Below are 23,779 nucleotides of genomic sequence, written 5' to 3' on the forward strand. Positions count from 1 at the left end.
CTCGACTAGTCGGCGGCAGCGGCCGAGGTGAATAAGAGACAGCAGTAGGGGAGTAGGGGAGTAGGGGAGTATCAGGCCACTATCCACATTCACATTTCCATCCCCATTCGCTATTCACTGCCCACTGTCCCGTACTCCCCTATTTCCTTACTCCCCTACTCCCCTACTCCCCTAGGACGGCCATGATGCAACTCAGTCTCGACCAGGCAAAAGGACTGTGCCGGATGGCGGCACTTGGCGCCGGCGCCAATGAGGAAGCGGCGCAATCGCTCACTGCTTCGATCATATCAGCCGAGGCCGAAGGGCTTTCCTCGGTCGGTCTGTCGCATTTCATCGACTATCTCGAGGCGCTGGAAGCCGGACGCATCGACGGCAATGCCGACCCGGTGATCACCCGGCCGGCGCTGGCAGTCTATCTCTCCGATGCACGCGGCGGGCTGGCGCATACCGGCTTCGACCGCACCATCGACGACCTCGCCAAGGCGGCAAAGCTGTTCGGTGTCGCCATCTTCTCGCAGAAGAACGCCTATACATGCGGCGCGCTCGGCTATTTCACCGGAAGGCTGGCAGCACAAGGACTGGTGTCGTTTGCAGCCACCAACGGCCCGGCCGTGCTTGCCGGCTCGGGCTCGGTCAAGCCGGTCTACTGCACCAACCCGATGTCGTTTGCCGCGCCTGCCGCCGACGGGGCGCCGCTGGTCATCGACCAGTCGTCGAGCGCCACCGCTTTCGTCAACATCCGCAAAGCGGCCGAGGACGGCAAGACAATCCCGGAAGGCTGGGCGCTGGACGCCAGCGGCAACCCGACCACCGATCCCGCCGCCGCCATGAAGGGCGCAATGCTCGCCTTCGGCGGTCAGCGCGGCGCCAACATCGCGCTGATGGTCGAGGTGCTGGCGGCAGGCCTGTCGGGCGCCAACTGGTCGCTCGACGCGCCATGGTTCAGCGGCGGGCCGGACAGCCCCGGCACGGGACTGTTCGTGCTTGCTATCGAACCCAAGCTGCTCGATCCAGATTTCGAGCAACGAATGAAGGACCAGCTTGACCGGCTGCGGCGGCGCTTCGGCGTGCATGTGCCCGGTCGTGCCCGCGCAGAGGCCGCCGAGAAGGCGCAAGCGCGCGGCATTACCGCATCGAAGGCCGTGGTGCAGCGCATTTCCGAATTCGCTGCACGCTATTCTTCCTGAATATCTATTAAATATCAATTAGTTATCTGGAATTCGCCCGCCGCAGGCGCGGCGCAGTGCGATTTTCTTTGCGCGCCGCTGAACCTTTTCGCGCCTTGCTGCGACCCAGCTTTGTCCAGGGCAAGGCGAGCTTGCCCGATCCACACCGAGGGAAGCAGCAAACCGAAATCGAAAGCCTGCATCACGCGAAGGCCGGTCCTTCGCGCCTCGGAAAACTCAACCCAAATCAAAGGAAATTGCCATGACCAACACCAAGATCACCATGCTGACCGCCGTCCTTCTGCTCGGCTCGTTCATGGGCGCCACACAGGCAGCCACCCTGAAGGCCGCACCGGTCAAGCCGTCCAGCCCGGGTGTCATCGCTGCCCCGAGCGGCGGGGCCACCGAAGACCACTACTGCAAGAACGGCCATGCAAAATTCGCCAATTGCAGCGCTGATTTCGTCGCCGCCTGCAAGAAGGTTGGTGGCACCATGTCGGATGTTCAGGGCTGGGGTGGGCGTACTTGCTTCACGCCCTCCTGATACCGTCTCAGGTCAGGCCGCGCCGTCGGCCCCTGGCTTCGCATGGATGTCACCCGGAAAACCCCGCTTCGGCGGGGTTTTCTGCGTTTTGATCGCACGATGGTAAAACATTCTCGTTTTGGTCAACTTTTGTTTATTTGACTTCGACCAACCTGATCGGCCGTTTGCGCTGATTGAGCAAAACAGAGGAGCTACAATGTCGGCAAGCACGGACAATCCCCGCAACGCCCTTGTCATCCCGGTCCTTGGCAGGTTTTACGCGGCCCTGCACGATGGTGCCGAAACCGTTCTTCGCGTCGTCGCCGGCGGGTTTCTCGCCATCCACGGTTCGCAGAAGATCACCAATCCTTTCGGCGCTGCCGAGATGGTCGAGGGTCTCGGCTTCTATCCGGGCGCGTTGTGGTCGTTGCTTCTGGCCTGCACTGAATTCTTCGGCGGCATCTTCATCGCCATCGGGTTTTTGACGCGGCCGGCCGCCTTTGCCGGCCTGTTCGTGCTGCTGGTCACGGTCTGGTTCCACTGGGTCACCATGGGCCAAGGCTATTCGGGTGCGGAAAAGTCGCTGCTGTGGGCAGCGATCCTGCTCTTCTTCGTCATTCGCGGCGGCAACCGCCATTCGGTCGACGCCCGTATCGGCAAAGCGTTCTGACAGGCTGATAGCGACGACGCGTCGCCCTTTGCCTTTGGCACGAAACGGATTATGAAACGGCTTCAGCCAAGCCTGCGAGCGCCGGAGCCAGCCATGACCGAAATCCTGCAGACCCCAAAGCTCGTCGTCGTCTTTGGCGGGTCAGGCTTTGTCGGCCGCCATGTCGTGCGCGCGTTGGCCAAGCGCGGCTATCGCATCCGGGTCGCCTGCCGGCGGCCCGATCTCGCCGGCCATTTGCAGCCGCTCGGCAATGTCGGCCAGATCCAGCCGGTCCAGGCCAATGTGCGCGTGCGCTGGTCGGTAGACCGCGCCGTGCAAGGCGCCGACCATGTCGTCAATCTGGTCGCCATCCTGCATGAGAGCGGCCGGCAGAAATTCTCCGCCGTGCACGAGTTCGGCGCCCGCGCAGTGGCCGAGGCCGCGCGCTCGGTCGGCGCCGGCCTGACCCACATTTCTGCGCTTGGCGCCGATCTGGACTCCGAATCAGACTACGCGCGCACCAAGGCGCTTGGCGAAAAGGCTGTGCTGGAGACGATCAAGGACGCCGTGATCTTCCGGCCGTCGATCAATTTCGGACCCGAAGACGGCTTCTTCAACCGCTTCGCCAACATGGCGCGCTATTCGCCGGTGCTGCCGCTGATCGGCGGCGGCCAGACCAAGTTTCAGCCGGTCTATGTCGGCGACGTGGCCGAAGCGGTGGCGCGCTCGGTCGACGGCAAGGTGGATGGCGGCCAGATCTATGAACTCGGCGGACCGAAGGTGCTCACCTTCAAGCAGTGTATGGAAGAGCTGCTCGACGTGATCGAGCGCAAGCGGCTGCTGGTGCCGGTTCCGTGGTGGGTGGCCAACATCCAGGCCTCGATCCTCGGTCTCCTGCCCAACCCGCTGCTGACCAAGGACCAGGTGATGCAGCTGCGCGAGCACAACATCGTTTCGGACGCCGCCAACCAGACCAACAGGACGCTTGCGGGGCTAGGCATCCAGCCGCAGTCGATCGCGACGATCCTGCCCAGCTATCTCTGGCGCTACCGCGCCGCCGGCCAGTTCCAGCAACGCAAGCCCGCGGCCTAATTCGGCGCAACTGCCTGAAGGTGTCACGCCTAACGCGGCGTGACCTGCATCGGTAGACCGCCTTGCGGCTGCGTGGTCAGTTTCTGTACCGGCCAGGGTTTCGTTTCGGCGGTGGTGTCGAAGCGGAAGCGCGACAGCATGATCGCCAGCGCGATGATCGCCTCCTGCATGGCGAAGCTGGCGCCGATGCAGACGCGTGGGCCGGCGCCAAACGGCAGATACTGGAAGCGGTCGATCTTTTCGCGATTTCCCGGGTGGAAGCGCTCCGGCAGGAAGGCATCCGGCCGGTCCCACAGTTTCCTGTGGCGATGCACGACCCAAGGCATCACCAGCACCGCGGCGTGCTTGGGGATATGAAGATCCTTCCACATTTCCGGTTCGATCGGCTCGCGGTTGATCGACGGCGCCGGCGGATACAGCCTGAGCGCTTCGTCGAAAGCCGCGCGCGTGAACGGCATGGCATCGAGCCATTTCGTCGGATCGGGCTCGCGCGCCAGCACCTGGTCGATCTCCTGCTCGACCCGGTTGCGCTCCCACGGTGATTCAGCCAGGCAATAGAGCGTCCAGCCGAGCGCACGCGCCGTCGTCTCATGGCCGGCGCCGATGAAGGTGATGATATTGTCCTCGACCTCGGCCCGCGTCAGTCCGTCGGGTCCCTCGGCCTTGAGCAGCAGTGTCAGGAAATCCTGCGGCACGGCATCGGGATCGCGCTTGAATTTCGCTTCGCGCATCTTGACCGTGTCGGTGACGATCTTGCGGAAATAGGCCATGGTCTTGCGGCCACGGATGCGGGTCAGCCTCGGCAGCCAGTCGGGCGCACGCAACAGGTCGAGCGGATCGACGCGACCCATGGTCTCGAACAGGCGGTCGATCTCGTTGGCGAAACTGCCGGGCTCGCCTGATATCTCGCCGGAAAACAGCGTCTCGGCCAGGATGTCATAAGTGAGCAGCGTCATGTCATGGGCGATGTCAGACGTGCCGCCGTCTTCGTAACGGGTGACGAAGTCCTGCGTGCGCCTCAGCATCGGCTGGGCGAAGCCGAAGATGTGGCGCGGCGTGAACACCGGCGCCATCGCCTTGCGCGACCGCTTCCAGACCTCGCCCTCGGCGGTGAGCAGGCCGTCGCGCAGGATCGGCCGCAGGATCTTCTGGCGCACCGTCGCCATCTTGTAGTTCCTGGCGTTGTCGACCAGCACATGCCGGATCAGGGCGGGATCATTGGCGACGATCAGATGTCCGCCAACGCCGTTCGCCGAGATCCACGGCTCGTTGTAGGTATGCTCACCCCACAATTCGAGCGGGTTGCGGTAGACGATGCGGATCATCTCCAACGTCGAGGGCGGCGTCGTGCGCGGCTTCGGCGCCGGGGGAATGAAGGGGGCGGGCTGGATGTCCATGCTGTGCTCCGCTGATGACCCAATGTAGTGGGCCGCAAAGCAGGCGTCCATGTGACCGAACGGCAAGGCCCTACTCTCCGGAATGTGACCGGTTACCGCGAGGTGCCTTCTTGTTGCCCCGAGCGGCATGCCCTAGGTGGCAGTCACCAATGGATACCGCCACCGCAGGAGCCCAGCTTGAAGCACCAGTTGAACATCATCATCGGCAGCACGCGGCCAGGCCGCGCCGGACCGACTTTTGCCGAGTGGCTGGAGAGGTTCGCGCGCGAGCACGGGAAATTCGAGCCTGTACTGACCGACATCGATGCGTTCAAGCTTCCGGTGCTGGACGAACCGCACCATCCAAGGCTTGGCAACTACCAGAACGATCATACCAAAGCCTGGTCCAAGGCGATCGATGCCGCCGATGCCTTCGTCTTCGTGGCGCCGGAATACAATTATTTCGTGGCGCCGGCGATCGTCAACGCGATCGACTATCTCTCGCGCGAATGGAAGTACAAGGCAGCCGCCATTTTCAGCTATGGCGGCGTCTCCGGCGGCCTGCGCGCGGCGCAAGCGCTGAAGCCGCTGCTGACCTCGGTAGGCGTCATGCCGATCCCGGAAGGCGTCGCGCTGCCGATGTACCAGAAACTGCTCGACGAAAATGGCGCTTTCAACGCCAGCGAACAGGTGCAGGGCGGAGCCAAAACCATGCTCGACGAGCTGCTGCGCTGGAGCGAGGCTTTGAAGCCGATGCGGGCAGGCTGAAAACGCTGGTCTTCCGCAAAAAACCCCGGTTTGCTGCCATAGAGAGGTGGTCGTGCACAGGAACGAGCTGGGGGGCAGTTCGATTTGCGCTTGCTGTTTGCCTTGCTGCCTATGCTCACCACCGCCACCGCAGTGGTGGCGCCTGGCCCTGGTCATCGCCAACGACGACCACCGCCTGATCCGGCCGCCCGCCCGACATGACGCCGGGGCGCGACCGCAGCAGGCGGCTGGCGCCGAGATACAAGTTCATGATCAAGGTTTCTCAAGGACCGCTGGCCGAAGTGAAATGGGGGCCGGCGGAGGCCCGCCATTGGCAGCCGGCCATTCCCAGTGAAATGCCTGCAAACCTTGGAAAAACCGCCTTTTGCGCCTATATCTAGTCGATATCAGAGGCGCGATTCGGCGCGGATTTTTCGCGCTGTGCAGGCGGCATCCAGACAACAGGTTTTCATGAGCGATCAGATCGACAACAACAACGGCGCTGAAGCCGAATACGGCGCCGATTCCATCAAGGTTTTGAAGGGGTTGGACGCTGTCCGCAAACGCCCCGGAATGTATATCGGTGATACAGACGACGGCTCGGGCCTGCATCACATGGTCTATGAAGTGGTCGACAACGCCATCGACGAGGCGCTGGCCGGTCACGCCGACCTCGTCACCGTGACGCTCAACCCCGATGGTTCGGTCACTGTGATCGACAATGGCCGCGGAATTCCGACCGATATCCACACCGGAGAAGGCATTTCGGCGGCCGAAGTGATCATGACGCAGCTGCATGCCGGCGGCAAGTTCGACCAGAATTCCTACAAGGTCTCGGGCGGCCTGCATGGCGTCGGCGTCTCGGTGGTCAACGCGCTGTCGGCGTGGCTAAAGCTGAAGATCCGCCGCAACGGCCAGATCTTCGAGATGAGTTTCACGCATGGCAATGCCGACGCACCTCTGAAGGCGACCGGCACCTATGAGCAGGACAAGCAGCCGGGCACCTATGAGGGCCGCAGCGGCAGCCAGATCACCTTCTTCCCGTCGGCCGAGACCTTCACCATGGTCGAGTTCGACTTCGGCACGCTGGAACACCGGCTGCGCGAGCTTGCCTTCCTCAATTCCGGCGTGCGCATCATTTTGACCGATGCCCGTCACGCCGATGTCGTGCGCCATGAACTGCACTACGATGGAGGCCTCGAAGAATTCGTCAAATATCTCGATCGCGTCAAGAAACCGCTGATCGACAAGCCGATCGCCATCCGGGCGGAGCGCGACGGGATCACCGTCGAAGTGGCGATGTGGTGGAACGACAGCTACCACGAGAACGTGCTGGCCTTCACCAACAACATCCCGCAGCGCGATGGCGGCACGCATCTGGCCGGCTTCCGCGGCGCGCTGACGCGTCAGATCACCGGCTATGGCGAATCCTCTGGGCTGACCAAGAAGGAAAAGGTCTCGCTGATCGGCGACGATTGCCGCGAAGGTCTGACGGCGGTGCTGTCGGTCAAGGTTCCCGACCCGAAATTCTCCTCGCAGACCAAGGACAAGCTGGTCTCGTCGGAAGTCCGTCCTGTCGTCGAAGGCCTGGTCAACGAAGCGCTCGGCACCTGGCTGGAAGAGCATCCAAGCGAAGGCAAGGTGGTCGTCGACAAGGTGATCCAGGCGGCTGCGGCGCGCGAAGCGGCGCGCAAGGCGCGCGATATCACCCGCAAGAGTTCGCTCGGCGTCACTTCCCTGCCCGGCAAACTGGCCGACTGCCAGGAACGCGACCCGGCGAAATCCGAAATCTTCATCGTCGAGGGTGATTCCGCCGGCGGCTCCGCCAAGGGTGGGCGTTCGCGCCAGAACCAGGCGATCCTGCCGTTGCGCGGCAAGATCCTCAATGTCGAGCGGGCGCGCTTCGACCGCATGCTCGGCTCCGACATGATCGGCACGTTGATCACGGCGCTCGGCACCTCGATCGGCAAGGACGAGTTCAACGCCGACAAATTGCGCTACCACAAGATCATCCTGATGACCGACGCCGACGTCGACGGCGCCCATATCAGAACCTTGCTGCTTACCTTCTTCTTCCGGCAGATGCCGGAGTTGATCGAGCGCGGCCATCTCTACATCGCCCAGCCGCCGCTCTACAAGGTGACGCGCGGCAAGAGCTCGCAATACATCAAGGACGAGAGCGCGTTCGAGGAGTTCCTGATCGGCTCGGGACTGGAGGAAGCATCGCTTACGCTCGGCTCGGGCGAGGTTCGCATCGGGCAGGACCTGCGTGGCGCCATCGATGACGCGCTGGCGGTGCGCCAGCTGATCAACGGCCTGCACACGCGCTACAACAGAGGCGTCGTCGAGCAGGCGGCGATCGCCGGTGGGCTCAACCCGGACGTGTTCGCCGATCTCGGCCGCGCCAACGACATGGCGGAGCGGATTGCAAAACGCCTCGACATCATCGCCGAGGACACCGAGCGCGGCTGGACCGGCCGCATGTCGACCTCGAATGAAGGCGTTGGCGGCTATGTGTTCGAGCGCACGGTGCGCAGCGTCAAGGAATACGCGCATCTCGACCTGGCGCTGATCAATTCGGCCGACGCACGCCAGCTCGACCGTTACGCACAGCGCCTCAGCGAGGTCTACGGGTCGCCGCCGATGCTGCGCCGCAAGGATGTCTCCGAAACCATCTCGGGGCCGCTGGCGATGCTCAATGCGGTCTTTGCGACAGGCCGCAAGGGCCTGACGATGCAGCGCTACAAGGGTCTCGGCGAGATGAACGCCGAACAGCTGTGGGAAACCACGCTCGATCCGAACGTGCGCTCGCTGCTGCAGGTCAAGGTCAATGACGCGACCGATGCGGATTCGCTGTTTTCGCGGCTGATGGGCGACGAGGTCGAGCCCAGGCGCGAGTTCATCCAGGACAACGCGCTGTCGGTCGCCAATCTGGATATCTGATCTGGACGTTAAATCTGAATTGGCGCGCTGCGGCGCGCCAATTGTTCCACCGGCGGCAACAAAATCAATTTGCAACGCGCCGGAACGGAAGTCCCTGCGAGACATTGTGACAATATCGATCACAATTTCTAACAGGAGGCTTCCATGGGACGCGGCATTTTGCTCTGGTTGCTCGGCATACCGATCCCGATCATCATTCTGATCATGCTGTTCGTACGATAGGGGGCACTTATGCAGTCCACCCTATCGGCTGTCGACGTTTCCACTTCAACAGAATCCTCCTCCACCGCCGTCAGTTGGGGACCGATCATCGCCGGTGCCTTCGCGGCCTCGACGCTGACCTTCATCCTCATGCTGCTGGGCTCCGGGCTTGGATTGAGCATGGTGTCGCCCTGGTCGGGATCCGGCGCATCTGTCACCACTTTCGCGGCATCCACCGCCGTCTGGCTGATCATCGTGCAATGGCTGTCCTCGGGTGTCGGCGGCTACCTTGCCGGACGCCTGCGCACCAAATGGGTCGGCATCCACACGGACGAGGTGTATTTCCGTGATACCGCCCATGGCTTTCTTGCCTGGGCGTTGGCCACACTGCTCGTCGTCGGCGTGCTTGGCTCCGCGCTTTCCGCTGCCATAGGCTCGGGCGTGCAGGCGGTGTCCACCATCGCGTCTGGTGCGGCCATGGGCGCATCGGCGGGGGCTTCGGCCAATGCCGGCAGCGCGTCGGCCGACAATGCGACATCCTACCTGGTGGATTCACTGTTCCGTCCGGCCGATCCGGGCAAGCTCGCGGCCGCCAATCCGGACAGCGATGCGGCCGCGGTTGGGCAGGCTTCGCGCATCCTGATCGCCGGCGCCGCGGCAGGCGAGGTTTCCGCAGACGACAAAACCTATCTGTCGCAGCTGGTCGCCGTTCGCACGGGGCTTTCGGAAGCAGATGCCAGGACCCGGGTGGATGCCGTCCTCGCCAAGGCCCAGGACGCCAAGGTCAAGGCGCAGCAGGCCGCCGACACAGCCAGGAAGGCCAGCGCGACGTTTGCCTTGCTTGGTGCGCTCTCGCTGGCGATCGGCGCCTTTATCGCCAGTGCTGCCGCGGCCCTTGGCGGCAGGCAGCGCGACGATGAGGAAGCGGTTTTTATCACCAACCGTTGAACTGCACTTGCAACAAAGCCACTCTGGCCCGCCCGGAGCGGCTTTGCTTTGAAGTCGTCGAGCGGCGCTGCCTTGGCCCCGTTCGCTGAAATCCGTTCTTATTTTCGGGGAGGAATCGCCGGCACTTCGGCTTGGCTCGGCTCCAGTTTGCGACCGAGGTCGACAGCGTCGCGCAGCACGGCGAGATGCGAGCGCGGCTGATCGCCGGCGGCAACCTCGATACCGGTCGCCGCCAACGACCAGTACAGCGTGTGGGTGAAGACACGGCCGAGGGAACCGCGCAGCTCGACCTGGATGTTTTCTATGCCCGGGCCGAAATTCTCCGCCATCGGCCCGGAGATCGGGTCGCCCGTCAGCCAACCGTTGCCGCGGTCGAAGATATTGGTCCAGCGCGTCGCAGCAAACACCGCGCCATGATGCACCGCCCGCTGCGGCTTGCCGGAAGAACGGTTGCGCCCTTCCTGATAAAGCACGGTGCCACCGGCCGCCGCTCCCTCGGCAATCGGCGGACATGCCGAGAACAGGCGTTCGGCGATGCCGCGCCTGAATTCGGCGAGATTGTGCGTCACCAGAAATTCGCTGTGGGTCAGCGGGCTACCAAGCGTGACGAAATCGCTGATCTTCCAAGGCCGATGGTTGTCGTCCCTGGTGCGCAGTTGGCGACAGAGCTCCCACTGATCGCGCCGGAACCCGGCAAGGTCGTCAAGGCTGCCGGGCCATGCCGAGCCGTCGGCAACAAGCGTCGCCTTGTCGATGGCGTGGATAGCTTTCAGTTTCGCCTTGTCGCGGATGGCCTCGAGTTTTCGGGGCCTGAAATCGGACCACAAGATCTGCAACAGGTCATAGGCGATCATCGAGCCGAGGCTGTGCGAGACCAGCACGATGCGATCGTAGGTATCGTCCATCATCAGACGCTTCAGCAGCTTCAGGCCGCGGTCGCGGATCAGCGCCCGCTTCTCTACCGTGGCCGCTTCAGCGCGCACATAGGCCGCGACATCGCCGAAATAGGGAAGGCCAAAACGGTCCACCGACCAGATGACGAACGAGGCCAGGATGGTGACGAGGACGCCGACGGTCCACGAAATCTGCTGCTGCCAAACCGACGTCGCAAGCGCGAGCGTCGCGACCAGGACGATGATGACGGCAACCAGAGTGACCAGATAGAGCTTTCGGGCGTCCGGCGGTATGTCGGCGGGCTTGCGCCACAGCAGATTTGTCACCCAGGCGGCAAGCCGGCCTCGCGTCGTGCCCTGCGTGATGTCGGCCCAGTAAAGCTCGTAGAAGTCGGTGCGGCGGCCATCGACATCGTAGGGCGTGGTGATGCGGCGAAGTTCGTACGAATTGGTCCGGCTGTCGGGAGTGATCCAGCTCTGGTTGATCTTCGCGCCGGCGGGGTCGGCCGGATCGGCGACATGGGCATAAAACGGCGCGCGGTTGGGGTCATGGCTCCAGACAGCCTGGACAAAGCCTCGCAGCGTATCCATCGGCCGCTGTTCGCCCATGCCATGCACGATCACCACCGCCTGGCCAGGCTTGCGCGGCGCTTTCCCGGCGGGCGGCGATGCGATCGGGTCAGGCACCAACGTCTCCGTCGACGACAATCCCGCCGTCGAGGCGGGAATTCGTCATCGTAGCGCCGAAATCGCCGTCAAGCCAAGAAAGCCTGCCAAGAAAAAGCCCGGCGCGAAGCCGGGCTCTTCTTGGCGTGTCCCGGCGCTTATCCCGGATCAGTGATCCATGGCCTTGACGATCTCTTCGGTCATCTTCTTGGCGTCGCCGAGCAGCATCATGGTGCCGTCCTTGTAGAACAGCGTGTTGTCGATACCGGCATAGCCGGAACCGAGCGAGCGCTTGACGAACAGGCAGGTGCGCGCCTTGTCGACGTCGAGGATCGGCATGCCGTAGATGGGTGAGGACTTGTCGTCGCGCGCGGACGGGTTGGTGACGTCGTTGGCGCCGATGACATAGGCAACGTCGGCTTGCGCGAACTCCGAGTTGATGTCCTCAAGCTCGAACACCTCGTCGTAGGGCACATTGGCTTCGGCGAGCAGCACGTTCATGTGGCCGGGCATGCGGCCGGCGACCGGGTGGATGGCGTACTTCACGTCGACGCCATTGGCCTTGAGCTTGTCGGCCATTTCACGCAGCGCATGCTGCGCCTGGGCGACCGCCATGCCGTAGCCCGGCACGATGATGACTTTCTGGGCGTTCATCATGAGGTAGGCGGCATCGTCGGCAGAACCCTGCTTGACCGTGCGTTCGATGCCGTCATCGGCGGCCGCTGCCGTCTCCCCACCGAAGCCGCCGAGAATGACCGAGATGAAGCTTCGGTTCATGCCCTTGCACATGATGTAGGACAGGATCGCGCCGGATGAGCCGACCAGCGCGCCGGTGATGATCAGCGCCAGATTGCCGAGCGTGAAGCCCAGCGCCGCCGCCGCCCAGCCGGAATAGGAATTCAGCATCGAGACGACGACCGGCATGTCGGCGCCGCCGATCGGGATGATCAGCAGGATACCGAGCACCAGCGAGGCGGCAACGATCAGCCAGAAGACCAGCTTGGACTCGGTGGTGACCAGCAACACGATCAGCACGACGAGCGCGATGGCAAGTGCGGCGTTGATGAAGTGGCGTGCGCCGATCATGATCGGCTTGCCGGACATGCGGCCATCGAGCTTGAGGAAAGCGATGACCGAGCCGGTGAAGGTGATGGCGCCGATGGTGACGCCAAGGCTCATCTCGATCAGGGCCTGGGCATGAATGTCGCCATCCGTGCCGATGCCGAAGCTTTCCGGGGCATAGATCGCGGCAGCCGCCACCATGACGGCGGCGAGGCCGACCAGCGAGTGGAAGGCAGCGACCAGCTGCGGCATCGAGGTCATGGCGATGCGGCGCGCGGTAACGGCGCCGACGCCGCCGCCAATGGCAAGGCCGAGCACGATCAGGCCGAAGCGACCGGCGGACGGGGTCGCCAGAGCCAGTGTGGTGGCGATGGCAATACCCATGCCGATCATGCCGTAGAGATTGCCCTGCCGGCTGGTGGTCGGATGCGACAGGCCGCGCAGCGCCATGATGAACAGGACACCGGAGACGAGGTAGAGGAAGGACGCGAAGTTGGCGTTCATGGCGCTCTACTTGTCCTTCTTCTTGTACATGGCCAGCATGCGCTGGGTGACGAGGAAGCCGCCGAAGATGTTGACCGAAACCAGCATCAGCGCGACGAAGCCGAAGCCCGCGGCAATGCCGGAGGCGGCGATGCCGACGGCAAGCAGCGCGCCGACGACGATGACCGAGGAGATGGCATTGGTGACGGCCATCAGCGGCGTATGCAGTGCGGGGGTCACCGACCAGACGACGTAGTAGCCGACGAAGATCGCCAGGACGAAGATGGCGAAGCGGAAGACGAAGGGATCGATGGCGCCGCCGGAGAGCGCATGCGCGGCATCACCGGCCGCGTCAGTGCCGCCGGGCGCGGTCGCCAGATTGTGCACCGCCAGCCGGACGGCGGCGGAGGCCTGGTCGAGCTGGTCGAGGGCTTTCTGCAGGGTCTGGTCCATCACGCGATCCCTTTCGGCTTCGACGAGGGCGACTTGGGTGCGGCCGCCTTCTTGGGCGCGGCTTTCTTGGGCGAAGCATCGGCGACCATGGTCTTGGCCGGGATCGCGGCCGGCTCGACATATTGGCCCTTTGCCGGCTGCTGGTCGGCTTTCACGAAAGCCGGATGAACCACCTTGCCGCCATCGGTCAGCATCGTTGCCTTGACCAGATCGTCGTCGCGATTGATGGCAAGCGTCTTGGTCGTCTTGTCGACCAGCGTCTCGAGAAAGGCGAACAGGTTCCTGGCATAAAGCAGCGAGGCCGACGCCGCGATGCGGCCAGGCACATTGAGATGGCCGACAATCTTGACGTTGTTGGCGGTGGTGACCACCTTGCCGGCTTCGGCGCCCTCGACATTGCCGCCGCGCTCGACCGCGAGGTCGACGATCACCGAGCCCGGCTTCATCGAAGCGACCATCGCCGCCGAGACCAGCTTGGGCGCCGGCCGGCCGGGAATGAGCGCCGTGGTGATGACGATATCCTGCTTGGCGATGTGCTCTGATGTGAGTGCCGCCTGCTTGGCCTGATATTCCTTCGACATTTCCTTGGCGTAGCCGCCGGCCGTTTCGGCCGCCTTGAATTCCTCGTCCTCGACCGCGAGGAACTTGGCGCCGAGCGAGGCGACCTGTTCCTTGGCGGCGGGGCGAACGTCGGTGGCGGTGACAACCGCACCAAGCCGGCGCGCGGTGGCGATCGCCTGCAGGCCGGCGACGCCAACGCCCATGATGAAGACCTTCGCCGCCGGCACCGTGCCGGCCGCCGTCATCATCATCGGCAAGGCGCGGTCATATTCCGAAGCCCCGTCGATCACCGCCTGATAGCCGGCCAAATTGGCCTGCGAGGACAAAACGTCCATCGACTGCGCGCGGGTGATCCGGGGCATGAATTCCATCGAGAAAGCGGTGACGCCGGCCTTGGCAAGAGCTGCCACGGCGGCATCGTTGCCGTAGGGGTCCATGATGGCGATCACAGCCGCGCCGGGCTTGTAGCTCTTCAGCTCGGCATCACCAGGCCGGCGCACCTTCAGCACCACATCGGCCTTGGCGACATCGGAAGCCTTGCCGATAGCAGCGCCGGCACTCGCATAGTCGGCATCGATGATGCGCGATTTCAGACCGGCACCGGCCTCGACGACGACGTCGAAGCCCAACGCCGCCAGCCGTTTCACCGTATCGGGCGAAGCCGCGACGCGCGGCTCGTTGGCATCGAGCTCACGAGGGATGAAAACCGTCTGTCCCACCGCATGATCCTTTCGGCCGGAAGCTATTTCCCGCAAGACGCCGGCCGGCCTCGCGGCGGCGCCGTGGACAAGATGTCGGAAAAATCTATCGGAGGATAAAGGCGCCGACAGCCAGAATCAGCACGAACAGAATGGTCGCCGAGAAGAAGCCGCCCGCGAAGAAGCCGAAGGCCATCGCCAGGAGCAGGGCGCCACAAAACAGCGAGCCGTACTTGGCCAGCGCGAGGAAGCCCGCATAGGTGCGGTCATGCTCGGCATAGTCCATCTTCGCGCCCAGTTCGACAGGACCAGTCGGCGAGTGATCAGCCATAGGAATACCCCTTCGAAGACATCTTTCAGGCACATAGCGAAAAGCCGCGCCGAGAGCAATGGCGCTATTGCCGCACAACAACCGACAACTGCCTCAAAGAAAGATTGAAGCCAGCAGTCGACGCCGCGACGGAGTCCGATCGCTGGATTCTGATGCTTGATGCGGAACTCCGAAGGGCGGACGCTTGCGTGGCCTAAGCCGGCGCCTCAGCCGGCTAGATGCGGAAATAGCCCGAGCAACCCGACGACGATCAGATAGAGCGCGACGATGTAGTTCAACAGCCTTGGCATGGCCAGGATCAGCACGCCGGCGATCAGCGAGATGAGCGGGGTTAGCGCAAGTGTGGAAATGGTCATGGCGGGTTCCCTCAAAAACCTCAGATCGACCCGGAGCGCTGCTCGTGGCCTCACCCAGAACGCCGAAGTCGCCAAAAGGCTCCTGTCGGCCCTGCAAAATCGTGTGGATCCCTGCCGTATCAGGCGGCTTCGTGATAGTATTTTGCCGTCGGCAGGATGGTCAGCGGCGCGAGTTCCCCGACATGCGGCGTATCGAACAGCATGCGCTGCTCCATTGGCGTCGAGCGGAAGAACGGGAACCGTGAGAAGGACCGCTCGCGGATTGCGTTGACGTCGGCGCGGTAGAGCACGACCTTGTTGAAAACGCCCGGATAGGCGCGCGACTCGCTGATTTTCTCCGAGTAGTAGATGCGCTTGTAGAAGCCGGCGTGATCCTCGCGAATGGTCGACAGGCAGTAGGGCGCGTTGAAATGGAAGCACGCCATGCCGGCCAGCCGCAGCGTCAGGTAGGGAATCTGCGGGTAGACGCGCGACCATTCGGGATCGGACGCAAACCGGCTGGGACAGATGAAGCTCAGCCCGTCACGAAGCATCGGCATGACGATGTCGCCAAAGGCCTTGGTGGAAGGCGACATCGGCGTCGCCAAGGTGACGTGATGGATACGCAGCGTGCTGACGAGTTCCTGGTCGATATAGACCCCGAAGCGGTACACATTCGGTGCCTCGTCGAGCTCATCGTGAATGGTATGGTTTTCGTTGTCGGGCACCATATCGTTCGAGCGATATGACTTGTAGCGCAGGCGGTAGATGTCCTCGAGATCTTCGCCCTTGTCGCAGCGGCGGTACTCTGTCCGCTCAAGCATCGCCGAAACGTTGCGGGCGAAGCTGGACATGGTGTCGGCGGCGTCCTTGCCGTCCTCGCCCGTCACCGGACGAAGCGAACTCAACTGCACAATCATCAACTCAATCCCCGTACATTGCCGCCGCGATCCGACACTACGACAGGGTCTTGGGATGTAAAAGATGAAAACAGGAAGCAGCCCGTTTACCAGTCGTTAAGGTTAACGATTGCTAAAATAAAACTAAAATTGGTGGTTTTCTTCGTTTTCTGCGTCGCGACGGGGAAAGAGCGTGTCTCGAACATGACGGGAAGCGGCTGAAATTCTGGCATGGCCCGCGATGTGCAAAGAAACCTCGAATGCAGTGAATGCCTAAAGCCTGGGCGCCTGTTCAATCCTGATGGAAACAGGGATGGGCTCTCAGTGCCTGGGCACCATGCGCCAGGCGCCGCAAATCAGCGGCGTACCGCCTTTTTGGCGGTCCTGATATCCTTGGCGAAGGGCCATACCGTGTTCGACATCGTCTCGATGCCGGAAGCGCTGAGCGCCGAACCGAACAGGAACCCCTGGACAAGATCAGGCTTGACCTGCAGCGCCAGGATCTTGAGCTGCTCGAAGGTCTCGACCCCTTCGACGGTCACTGAAAGCCCCAGCGGCCGCGACAGGTTGACGATACCCTTGAGCAGCTCGAGCGAACGGGGATTCTGGGTGACGTCCATCAGGAAAGAGCGGTCGATCTTGATCTTGTCGAGCGGCAGCTTGTGCAGGTAGCTCAGGCTCGAATAGCCGGTGCCGAAATCGTCGAGCGCGATGCGCACGCCAAGCTGCTTCAGCTCCTCAATATACTGGCGCGTCAGCGACTTGTCGTCGAGCAGCGCCGTTTCGGTGACCTCGATCTCGAGCCTACTGGCGGCGAGGCCGGTGCCGGCCAACGCATCGCGAACCTTCTGGATGACATCGCGGCTGCGGAAATCCTTGGCCGAGAGATTGACCGAAACGCTGGTCTGGTCGGGCCATTTGGCGCATTCGGCGCAGGCTGCCTGCAGCACGAAGGTGCTGATCTCGGAAATGATGCCCATTTCCTCGGCAAGCGGAATGAAGATGCTGGGCGAGATTGGCCCGAGATCTGGATGATCCCACCGGCACAGCGCCTCGCAACTGGCGATACGCATGGTGCTCATCGCCACGATCGGCTGATAGACCACCCGCAGGCTCTTGCCCTCTACCGCGGTGCGCAGATCCGCCTTCATCAGCTGACGGTTGCGGAAGGCGGCATCCATCGAAGCTTCGAACAATCGCCAGCTGTTCTTGCCGAGTTCCTTGGCCTTGTAGAGCGCCAGGTCCGCCTTCACGATCATGGCGTCGACATCGGTATCCTTGACCCGTGACAGCACCGCGCCGCCGCTGGCCTGAATGCGCAGCCCGTGACCGGCGACGTCGACTTCCCCTTGCAGGCCGGCGAAAATCTCGTCGAGCTGGCTGGTCAGATGGCTCTCATCCTCGACGCGGTCGAAGAAGATCATGAACTCGTCGCCACCGAAACGGCTGACCGTGATATCTTGCTTGGCAATGGCGCCAAGCCGCTCGGCAACGGCATAGATCAAGCCGTCGCCGATCGGATGGCCAAGCGTGTCGTTGACGCTCTTGAAATCGTCGAGATCGAGCACCGCAAGGCCGCAGAGACGGTCGCGATCGCCGGACGCCATGGCCTCGCCCACCAATTCATGGAAATAGGCCCGGTTGGGCAGGCCGGTGAGATTGTCGTAGCGTGCCATGAAGCGGATCTTGTCTTCCGCCTCGACACGGGCGGTGACGTCCTCGAAGGTTATGACGCCCAGTTCCTGGCTGCCTTCGCGAGCCGAGAACTCGTAATGCTGGCCGTTGGCGAGGGAAACCAGCACCTTGCGGTCGCGACCCTCACGCAGCGCACGCGTCAGCTGCGCCTCGATGTAGCGGCAATCCTTGGGCGCCAGCATGCCGCCGGCGACACCGCGCATCAACAGACCGTGGATCGACCGTCCGAGCAGCGCGTCGGGCGACTTGAGCGACATCAGATGCGCGGCCTCGGCATTGGCCACCGCGACGCGGCCGTCCGGACCGAGCATGACAAGGCCGTGCGACATGGTGTTGAGCGCCCGGTTGAAGCGCTGGGCAATGCGGTTGGCCTTCTTCTCTTCCGAGACGGCCGCAAAAAGCACATCGCGTACGGTGTTGGCGAATTTCCGGATGGCGAACAGGAACGGCGCCGACAGGAGCCCGAGGAGGACATGGTAGATGTCGCCGCGCAGCAGGAAGCCAAGCGAGATCGGCCAGGTCAAGGCAATGGTCAGGATGGTGACCATGCGCGGCGAGCCGTAGTTGCGGCCGGCGATGGAGGTCGCCGTCGCGAGCGTCAGGCAAACGGAGGCGATTTCGGCGAAACCATCGCGCGCGAAATAGATGCCGAGCAGGCAGAAAGCGCCAAGCGTCAAGCCATGCAGGGAGCCATAGAGAATGTAGTCATTCTCACGCTTGTGCGCCTCTTCCCAGGTCGTCGGCGACGGCATGCTGTTGTATTTTCGAAAGTTTCTCATGCGGAACACACCGACGAGAACCATCGAGATCGCGACCAGCAAATACCGCGGATCGCCGCTCTTCCACCAGACCAGGCCGATCAGGAAAGTCTGCGCGAGAATGCCGATCGAAAGCGTCAGCCCGTCGCGAAACAGGGTTTCCACGAACGGAATATAGACGTCGACCGGGATCTCGTTCTTTTTTCGCAGATTCAACGCCTGAATCCCAACCCTGGGGAGCCAAGCAGTGCCACATCCGCCTTAAGAAAGATTTAGAGAGACCCTCGCGCTCCTGCCGTCAAGCCGGGTGACGCAGCGGAAAGCAAGGAAACTGTCGTTCAGGTAAACAAGGCGTATCGATCATTCGGCGGCCTGAAGTTCGGGCCGCGCCGGCGTACTCGACAGGCGTTCGAGCAGCCTTTGGCGCTCGCCGGCGGCCTTTTGCGCGCTGGCTTGACGGACGTGGCCATAGCCGCGGATGAGGGCAGGCACCGAGGCCAGCGCAACCGCCGCATCGACCCTGGCTGGGGCCAACGATCCGGCGATGAGCTCCAGATCCGCCTCGTACCGCGCCAGCAGCTGCCGCTCCATGCGCCGTTCGGCGGTGTAGCCGAACAGGTCGAAGGCAGTGCCGCGCAGGCCCTTCATCGCCGCCAGCACGCGAAAACCCTTCATCATCCACGGGCCGAAGCTCGATTTCCGCGGGCTTCCGTCATTGCCGCGACGGCCCATGATCGGCGGAGCGAGGTGGAATTCGAGCCTTTCGTAGCTCTGGAACTGCTTGCCCAGTTCGGCGGCGAAAGAGCCGTCCGTGTAAAGACGCGCCACCTCGTATTCGTCCTTGATCGCCATCAGCTTGAACAGGTTCCTGGCGGCAGCCTGCGACACCGCGGTCGAACCAGGCACGGCCTTCGCTTCGGCGGCGCGCAACGCGGCCAGTTTTCCGGCATAACGCCTGCCATAGGCGGCGTTCTGATAGGCGGTCAGGAAGGCGACGCGGCGGGCAATGATGTCGTCCAGCGTCTCGGCGGTATCCGTGGCCTGGCCTGCCTTTCCAGCCGCGGTCGGACCCGGCTGGGCAACCAGCCCGCGCACGAAATCCGGCTGATGGGCAGCGCGACGGCCCCAGCGGAAGGCGGCGATGTTCATCGCCACGGCTTCGCCATTGAGCTCGATCGCCTTCTCGACCGCCTCGGCCGACAGCGGCAGGCCGCTGTGCTGGAAGGCAAAGCCAAGCATGAACATGTTGGCGCCGAGCGAATTGCCGAAAAGTGCCGTGGCAGTGCGGGTGGCATCGAAGAAATGTGCCTTGTCGTCGCCCGCAGCCGCGCGGATCGCCTTTTTCAGCCGCTCTATCGGCAACGAAAAATCGGCCGAGCGGGCGAATTCGCCGGGCATGATCTCGGCGGTGTTGGCGACGAAGATGGTGTGGCCCTCGCGCACCGCGGTCAGCACCTTCTTGGCGCCCGACACGACGAGATCGCAGCCAAGCACGAGATCGGCCTTCCCCGCCGAAACGCGGATCGCATGGATGTCGTCGGGGGTACGAGCGATGCGGACATGGGTGAACACCGAGCCGCCCTTCTGGGCGAGGCCGGCCATGTCGATCATGCCGCAGCCCTTGTCCTCAAGATGCGCCGCCATGCCTAGCACCGCACCGACGGTGACGACGCCGGTGCCGCCGACACCGTCGATGATCGCCGCCCAGCCCTGCTCGCCAAGCGGGAATTGCGCCGGCACGGGCACGCCTTCCAGCGGATCGGCCTTGCCGGCCAGGCCCTCGGCCTTGCGGATCTTGGCGCCGTGCACGGTGACGAAGGAGGGGCAGAAGCCGTTGACGCAGGAGAAATCCTTGTTGCAGCTCGACTGGTCGATCTTGCGCTTGCGGCCGAATTCGGTCTCGACCGGCTGGATCGAGACGCAGTTCGACTGTACGCCGCAATCGCCGCAGCCTTCGCAGACCAGTTCGTTGATGAAGACGCGCTTGTCGGGATCGGGGAATGTGCCGCGCTTGCGGCGGCGGCGTTTTTCGGCGGCGCAGGTCTGGTCGTAGAGCAAGACCGAAACGCCCTTGACGTCGCGCAGCTCGCGCTGGACGAGATCGAGGTCGTCGCGGTGATGGATAGTGGCGCCGGCCGGGAATTCGGCTTTGCCAGCATATTTGTCCGGCTCATCCGTGACGATGGCAATGCGGTCGACACCCTCGGCCCGCACCTGCCTGGCAATCATATCGACGGTCAGGCCGCCTTCGTGCGGCTGGCCGCCGGTCATGGCGACCGCGTCGTTGTAGAGGATCTTGTAGGTGATGTTGGCATTGCTCGACAGCGCGAAGCGGATCGCCAGCGTACCGGAATGGTTGTAGGTGCCGTCGCCAAGATTCTGGAAGATGTGCTCGCGCTTGGAGAACGGCGCCTGGCCGACCCATTGCGCGCCCTCGCCGCCCATGGCCGTGAAGCCGACTGTGTTGCGGTCCATCCACAGCGCCATGAAGTGGCAGCCGATGCCGGCCGCGGCGATCGAGCCGTCCGGCACCTTGGTGGACGAATTGTGCGGGCAACCGGAACAGAAGAACGGCGTGCGCGAGCCGATGTCGGTGGCCTCGGTGAGCATTGCCTGGAACTGGCGCAGTTTTGCCACCCGCGCCGAAATCTCTTCGGACGGGCCGATGGTCCTGACGATCCTCTCGCCAAGCGCGATGGCGATCTCGTTGGGATCGAGCGCGCCTTTGGCCGGAAACAGCCAGTCGCCGCGCTCGTCCTTCTTGCCGATAATGACCGGTTGGGTGGCAGTGCCATAAAGGCTTTCGCGCAACTGTACCTCGATCAGCGAGCGCTTCTCCTCGACGACGACGACGGTGTCGAGGCCGCGGGCGAAACCGGCGATGTGATGCAGGTCGAGCGGCCAGGGGCAGCCGACCTTGAACAGCCGCACCCCGATGCGGTTGGCGGCCGCTTCGTCGATGCCGATATCCTCCAGCGCCTGGCGAACGTCGAGATAGCTCTTGCCGAGCGTGATGATGCCGATCTTCGGATTGCGGCCGCCCGAATAGACGATGCGGTTCAGCCCATTGGCAAGGATGAAGGCGGAGGCCGCGGCGCGCTTGTGTTCATGCAGCCGCTCCTCCTGGCCGAGCATGTCGATCTCGTGGCGGATGTTGAGACCGCCAGGCGGCATGTCGAACTCCGGCACGACGATGTTCAGCCGCTCGAGCGCGGCATCGACCGAGGCGGTCGATTCGATGTTGTCCTTGACGCATTTGATCGCCGCCCACGTGCCGGCAAAGCGCGACATGGCGAAGCCGTAGAGCCCGTAGTCGATGATCTCCTGGACACCGGCCGGGTTGAGGATCGGCACCATCGTGTCGACGAACAGGAATTCGGTGGCGTGCGCATTGGTCGAGGATTCGGCCATATGGTCGTCGCCCATCAGCGCAAGCACGCCGCCATGCTTCGACGATCCGGCGAGGTTGGCGTGGCGGAACACATCGCCTGAGCGGTCGACGCCCGGTCCCTTGCCGTACCAGACCGAAAAGACGCCGTCATGAGTGCCCTCGCCCAGCAGCTCCGTCTGCTGCGCCCCCCAACAGGCGGTGGCGGCAAGCTCCTCGTTGAGACCCGGCTGGAAGACGATGTCAGCCTGGGCGAGCTGTTTCTTCGCCTTCCACAGCTGCATGTCGAGGCCGCCGAGCGGCGAACCGCGATAGCCGGAGACGAAGCCGGCCGTGTTCAAGCCGGCGCGACGGTCGCGCTCGCGCTGCATCAAGAGCATGCGAATGACCGCCTGCGCGCCGGACAGGAAGATGCGCTCCTTTGCGAGATCGAACTTGTCGTCGAGCGCGACGTCGTGCAGCGTCATCAGGCATTTCCTCTGCGGAGGCCACGCGGGGCAGGCAGCCAACGTCGGGGTCGGATGACGCATCCTTTCTCCCCTTGCAAGGCAGGTCAAACAAAATCGCAGATGCCAGGCAACGCGCAACGAACAGTCCGCGGCCATCCTGAATCGGGTATGAAACCGATCCGCGGACATTGCCCGGCGCATGAACATTACAGCTGGGCGCGGGCGGCCGCGACGCGTCAGCCGCCTTTCGAGCAATCTGGCTTCGGCTCGCCCGGCAGCTTGCCGTCGGGATGGCCGACGAGATCGGGATTGGCGGTGTAGAGCTGGTCGATGACCAGCGGCCGGTCGGGCAGGATCGACTGGTCTTCCGTCGACATCAGCGTGGTGTCGATCTTCTGCAGGACCGCGCCGTCGGCGCCCTTGATGCTGATGGCAATCGCATAGGGCTTGTTCTTGACGACGCAGGTCAGTGCCGGGCTCTCCAGCGTCACCTTGTCGAGCTTCGGCCAGACCTTCTGCTCGACCACCAGAGGTGCGCCGCCAGCGGGATCCTGGAAGCTGGCGACCGCCACCTGGCCCTCTCCCATCGGCTTCAGCGGCCGCAGGGTCACCACATAAGTCGCCCTGGCGAGGCGGTAGTTGAAAACGAATATCTTGCCGGAAATCTCGAACAGCTTGCCTTCGGCGTCGCCGGTGTCGCGGCAGGCGCCGAGCGCAACGGCCACGATGAGCGCCGCGCCAACAAGGATCGGACGGGAAAGGCCGCTACGCATTCTTGACCTCATTTTCCGCCATGCGACGACGGCGATAGTGACGGCTTGCCTTCTGACGGTTGCCGCACACCGCCATGTCGCACCATAGGCGGCTGGAATTGCGGCTTCTGTCCACGAACAGCCAGGTGCAGTTGGGACAGATCCTGAGCCTTGCGACGGTATCGTCGCGCAGAAGCGATAGCGCCGAAACCGCCAGCGCCGCCTCGAAGGCGATCGGCGTCAGGGGATCACCGAACGGCCTTCCCGGCGCACCGATCTCGGTCCGGCTGCCGGCAAGACCCTCGGCGCAGGCGCTCAGGAATCCGGGCAGATCAGCGGTGGCGACCGCACCCTTCGATACCGCTCCACGAAACAGCCGGTCCGTCGCCTCGCGGATCGACAGCACGACGGGTGCGATCGCCACCGCTGAGGCTACCGCCAGCGGCCTTTCGCCAAGCTCGGCGGCGCGAAAGCGGCTCGCCGCGTCGGCGAAGCGGGCAATCTCGGCCGGATCTTCGAAGCGGTCGAACGTCCGCCCCGGATCGCCGCGCAGCACGACGGTGTTCGCCGTGTCGAGCGCAAGCAGGCCGCCGGTGAAGCGGTGCGGGGTCCATGATACCGTCATGGCGGAAATCTAACCGATAAATCGTATTTGACAAGTTAGATTCAGCGATGCAACCTCACTCCGGGATGCGGTGGTCTCCGCAGCCT

20 protein-coding genes are annotated in these 23,779 nt (G+C 63.3%); 8 read left to right on the forward strand and 12 right to left on the reverse strand.

Translation table 11 applies throughout. The annotated features are described in order from the left end of the window. Positions 1-185 precede the first annotated feature (185 nt). From AC0L2D_RS10740 to AC0L2D_RS10755, 4 genes are all read left to right on the forward strand, one after another. The gene (locus AC0L2D_RS10740; protein ID WP_024501902.1) at positions 186-1,187 is read left to right on the forward strand and encodes an Ldh family oxidoreductase; all 1,002 of its coding nucleotides are present in this window, start codon (positions 186-188) and stop codon (positions 1,185-1,187) included. Between the two features lie 241 nt (positions 1,188-1,428). Next, positions 1,429-1,710 (forward strand): hypothetical protein, encoded by a 282-nt coding sequence (locus AC0L2D_RS10745; protein WP_013528193.1) that lies wholly within the window; start codon positions 1,429-1,431, stop codon positions 1,708-1,710. Between the two features lie 196 nt (positions 1,711-1,906). After that, a complete protein-coding gene (locus AC0L2D_RS10750) occupies positions 1,907-2,359 on the forward strand; it encodes a DoxX family protein (protein WP_027164211.1) in 453 nt (150 codons plus the stop codon). 93 nt (positions 2,360-2,452) lie between these two features. Continuing rightward, positions 2,453-3,430, forward strand: coding sequence for a complex I NDUFA9 subunit family protein (locus tag AC0L2D_RS10755; RefSeq protein WP_024501904.1), 978 nt, complete (start codon positions 2,453-2,455; stop codon positions 3,428-3,430). Between the two features lie 29 nt (positions 3,431-3,459). On the opposite strand, the gene AC0L2D_RS10760 is transcribed toward AC0L2D_RS10755, so the two are convergent. Then, positions 3,460-4,827 carry a cytochrome P450 gene (locus AC0L2D_RS10760; protein ID WP_013528196.1) on the reverse strand — a complete coding sequence of 456 codons (1,368 nt, stop codon included), beginning with the start codon at positions 4,825-4,827 and terminating at the stop codon, positions 3,460-3,462. Positions 4,828-5,004: 177 nt separating this feature from the next. On the opposite strand from AC0L2D_RS10760, the gene AC0L2D_RS10765 reads away from it, so the two are divergent. From AC0L2D_RS10765 to AC0L2D_RS10780, 4 genes are all read left to right on the forward strand, one after another. Next, positions 5,005-5,574, forward strand: coding sequence for an NADPH-dependent FMN reductase (locus tag AC0L2D_RS10765; RefSeq protein ID WP_473541015.1), 570 nt, complete (start codon positions 5,005-5,007; stop codon positions 5,572-5,574). A 248-nt stretch (positions 5,575-5,822) separates the two neighbouring features. Beyond that, complete coding sequence (locus tag AC0L2D_RS10770) at positions 5,823-5,954, forward strand: hypothetical protein (RefSeq protein WP_255337201.1); 132 nt, start codon at positions 5,823-5,825, stop codon at positions 5,952-5,954. Positions 5,955-6,024: 70 nt separating this feature from the next. Beyond that, positions 6,025-8,496, forward strand: coding sequence for a DNA topoisomerase (ATP-hydrolyzing) subunit B (gyrB, locus tag AC0L2D_RS10775; protein ID WP_473541016.1), 2,472 nt, complete (start codon positions 6,025-6,027; stop codon positions 8,494-8,496). Positions 8,497-8,727: 231 nt separating this feature from the next. Next, positions 8,728-9,645 carry a hypothetical protein gene (locus AC0L2D_RS10780; RefSeq protein WP_013528199.1) on the forward strand — a complete coding sequence of 306 codons (918 nt, stop codon included), beginning with the start codon at positions 8,728-8,730 and terminating at the stop codon, positions 9,643-9,645. A 98-nt stretch (positions 9,646-9,743) separates the two neighbouring features. Here AC0L2D_RS10780 and AC0L2D_RS10785 read toward each other — a convergent pair whose 3' ends face one another. From AC0L2D_RS10785 to AC0L2D_RS10835, 11 genes are all read right to left on the reverse strand, one after another. Continuing rightward, a complete protein-coding gene (locus AC0L2D_RS10785) occupies positions 9,744-11,225 on the reverse strand; it encodes a hypothetical protein (RefSeq protein WP_473541017.1) in 1,482 nt (493 codons plus the stop codon). A 147-nt stretch (positions 11,226-11,372) separates the two neighbouring features. Next, positions 11,373-12,770 carry an NAD(P)(+) transhydrogenase (Re/Si-specific) subunit beta gene (locus AC0L2D_RS10790; protein WP_473541018.1) on the reverse strand — a complete coding sequence of 466 codons (1,398 nt, stop codon included), beginning with the start codon at positions 12,768-12,770 and terminating at the stop codon, positions 11,373-11,375. A gap of 6 nt (positions 12,771-12,776) precedes the next feature. Continuing rightward, on the reverse strand, positions 12,777-13,202 hold the full coding sequence (locus AC0L2D_RS10795) for an NAD(P) transhydrogenase subunit alpha part 2 (RefSeq protein ID WP_032809881.1): 426 nt from the start codon (positions 13,200-13,202) through the stop codon (positions 12,777-12,779). Then, positions 13,202-14,482, reverse strand: coding sequence for a Re/Si-specific NAD(P)(+) transhydrogenase subunit alpha (locus AC0L2D_RS10800; protein WP_013528203.1), 1,281 nt, complete (start codon positions 14,480-14,482; stop codon positions 13,202-13,204). Before AC0L2D_RS10800 ends, AC0L2D_RS10795 begins: the two co-directional genes overlap by 1 nt. An 85-nt stretch (positions 14,483-14,567) precedes the next feature. Further along, a complete protein-coding gene (locus tag AC0L2D_RS10805) occupies positions 14,568-14,792 on the reverse strand; it encodes an aa3-type cytochrome c oxidase subunit IV (protein ID WP_013528204.1) in 225 nt (74 codons plus the stop codon). Between the two features lie 206 nt (positions 14,793-14,998). Next, positions 14,999-15,148 carry a DUF3096 domain-containing protein gene (locus tag AC0L2D_RS10810; protein WP_064992908.1) on the reverse strand — a complete coding sequence of 50 codons (150 nt, stop codon included), beginning with the start codon at positions 15,146-15,148 and terminating at the stop codon, positions 14,999-15,001. Between the two features lie 119 nt (positions 15,149-15,267). Continuing rightward, entirely contained in the window at positions 15,268-16,047 is a 780-nt protein-coding gene (locus AC0L2D_RS10815) for an N-acyl amino acid synthase FeeM domain-containing protein (RefSeq protein ID WP_013528206.1), read from the reverse strand. A gap of 335 nt (positions 16,048-16,382) precedes the next feature. Continuing rightward, positions 16,383-18,695 (reverse strand): putative bifunctional diguanylate cyclase/phosphodiesterase, encoded by a 2,313-nt coding sequence (locus AC0L2D_RS10820; protein ID WP_473541019.1) that lies wholly within the window; start codon positions 18,693-18,695, stop codon positions 16,383-16,385. Between the two features lie 144 nt (positions 18,696-18,839). Beyond that, positions 18,840-22,334, reverse strand: coding sequence for an indolepyruvate ferredoxin oxidoreductase family protein (locus AC0L2D_RS10825; RefSeq protein ID WP_473541020.1), 3,495 nt, complete (start codon positions 22,332-22,334; stop codon positions 18,840-18,842). A 218-nt stretch (positions 22,335-22,552) separates the two neighbouring features. Next, complete coding sequence (locus AC0L2D_RS10830; protein ID WP_473541022.1) at positions 22,553-23,089, reverse strand: hypothetical protein; 537 nt, start codon at positions 23,087-23,089, stop codon at positions 22,553-22,555. After that, positions 23,082-23,693 (reverse strand): CGNR zinc finger domain-containing protein, encoded by a 612-nt coding sequence (locus tag AC0L2D_RS10835; protein ID WP_473541023.1) that lies wholly within the window; start codon positions 23,691-23,693, stop codon positions 23,082-23,084. Before AC0L2D_RS10835 ends, AC0L2D_RS10830 begins: the two co-directional genes overlap by 8 nt. Positions 23,694-23,779: the final 86 nt, after the last annotated feature.

This window comes from Mesorhizobium sp. WSM4833 (assembly GCF_055811095.1).

What these genes read in the sequence shown, in the direction of transcription:
- AC0L2D_RS10790 (WP_473541018.1), bottom strand. Translation starts at nt 12,770, where the DNA reads ATGAACGCCAACTTCGCGTCCTTCCTCTACCTCGTCTCCGGTGTCCTG.
- AC0L2D_RS10830 (WP_473541022.1), bottom strand. Translation starts at nt 23,089, where the DNA reads ATGCGTAGCGGCCTTTCCCGTCCGATCCTTGTTGGCGCGGCGCTCATC.
- AC0L2D_RS10770 (WP_255337201.1), top strand. Translation starts at nt 5,823, where the DNA reads ATGATCAAGGTTTCTCAAGGACCGCTGGCCGAAGTGAAATGGGGGCCG.
- AC0L2D_RS10780 (WP_013528199.1), top strand. Translation starts at nt 8,728, where the DNA reads ATGCAGTCCACCCTATCGGCTGTCGACGTTTCCACTTCAACAGAATCC.
- AC0L2D_RS10760 (WP_013528196.1), bottom strand. Translation starts at nt 4,827, where the DNA reads ATGGACATCCAGCCCGCCCCCTTCATTCCCCCGGCGCCGAAGCCGCGC.
- gyrB (WP_473541016.1), top strand. Translation starts at nt 6,025, where the DNA reads ATGAGCGATCAGATCGACAACAACAACGGCGCTGAAGCCGAATACGGC.
- AC0L2D_RS10740 (WP_024501902.1), top strand. Translation starts at nt 186, where the DNA reads ATGCAACTCAGTCTCGACCAGGCAAAAGGACTGTGCCGGATGGCGGCA.
- AC0L2D_RS10815 (WP_013528206.1), bottom strand. Translation starts at nt 16,047, where the DNA reads ATGATTGTGCAGTTGAGTTCGCTTCGTCCGGTGACGGGCGAGGACGGC.
- AC0L2D_RS10750 (WP_027164211.1), top strand. Translation starts at nt 1,907, where the DNA reads ATGTCGGCAAGCACGGACAATCCCCGCAACGCCCTTGTCATCCCGGTC.
- AC0L2D_RS10745 (WP_013528193.1), top strand. Translation starts at nt 1,429, where the DNA reads ATGACCAACACCAAGATCACCATGCTGACCGCCGTCCTTCTGCTCGGC.
- AC0L2D_RS10825 (WP_473541020.1), bottom strand. Translation starts at nt 22,334, where the DNA reads ATGACGCTGCACGACGTCGCGCTCGACGACAAGTTCGATCTCGCAAAG.
- AC0L2D_RS10810 (WP_064992908.1), bottom strand. Translation starts at nt 15,148, where the DNA reads ATGACCATTTCCACACTTGCGCTAACCCCGCTCATCTCGCTGATCGCC.
- AC0L2D_RS10755 (WP_024501904.1), top strand. Translation starts at nt 2,453, where the DNA reads ATGACCGAAATCCTGCAGACCCCAAAGCTCGTCGTCGTCTTTGGCGGG.
- AC0L2D_RS10805 (WP_013528204.1), bottom strand. Translation starts at nt 14,792, where the DNA reads ATGGCTGATCACTCGCCGACTGGTCCTGTCGAACTGGGCGCGAAGATG.
- AC0L2D_RS10835 (WP_473541023.1), bottom strand. Translation starts at nt 23,693, where the DNA reads ATGACGGTATCATGGACCCCGCACCGCTTCACCGGCGGCCTGCTTGCG.
- AC0L2D_RS10795 (WP_032809881.1), bottom strand. Translation starts at nt 13,202, where the DNA reads ATGGACCAGACCCTGCAGAAAGCCCTCGACCAGCTCGACCAGGCCTCC.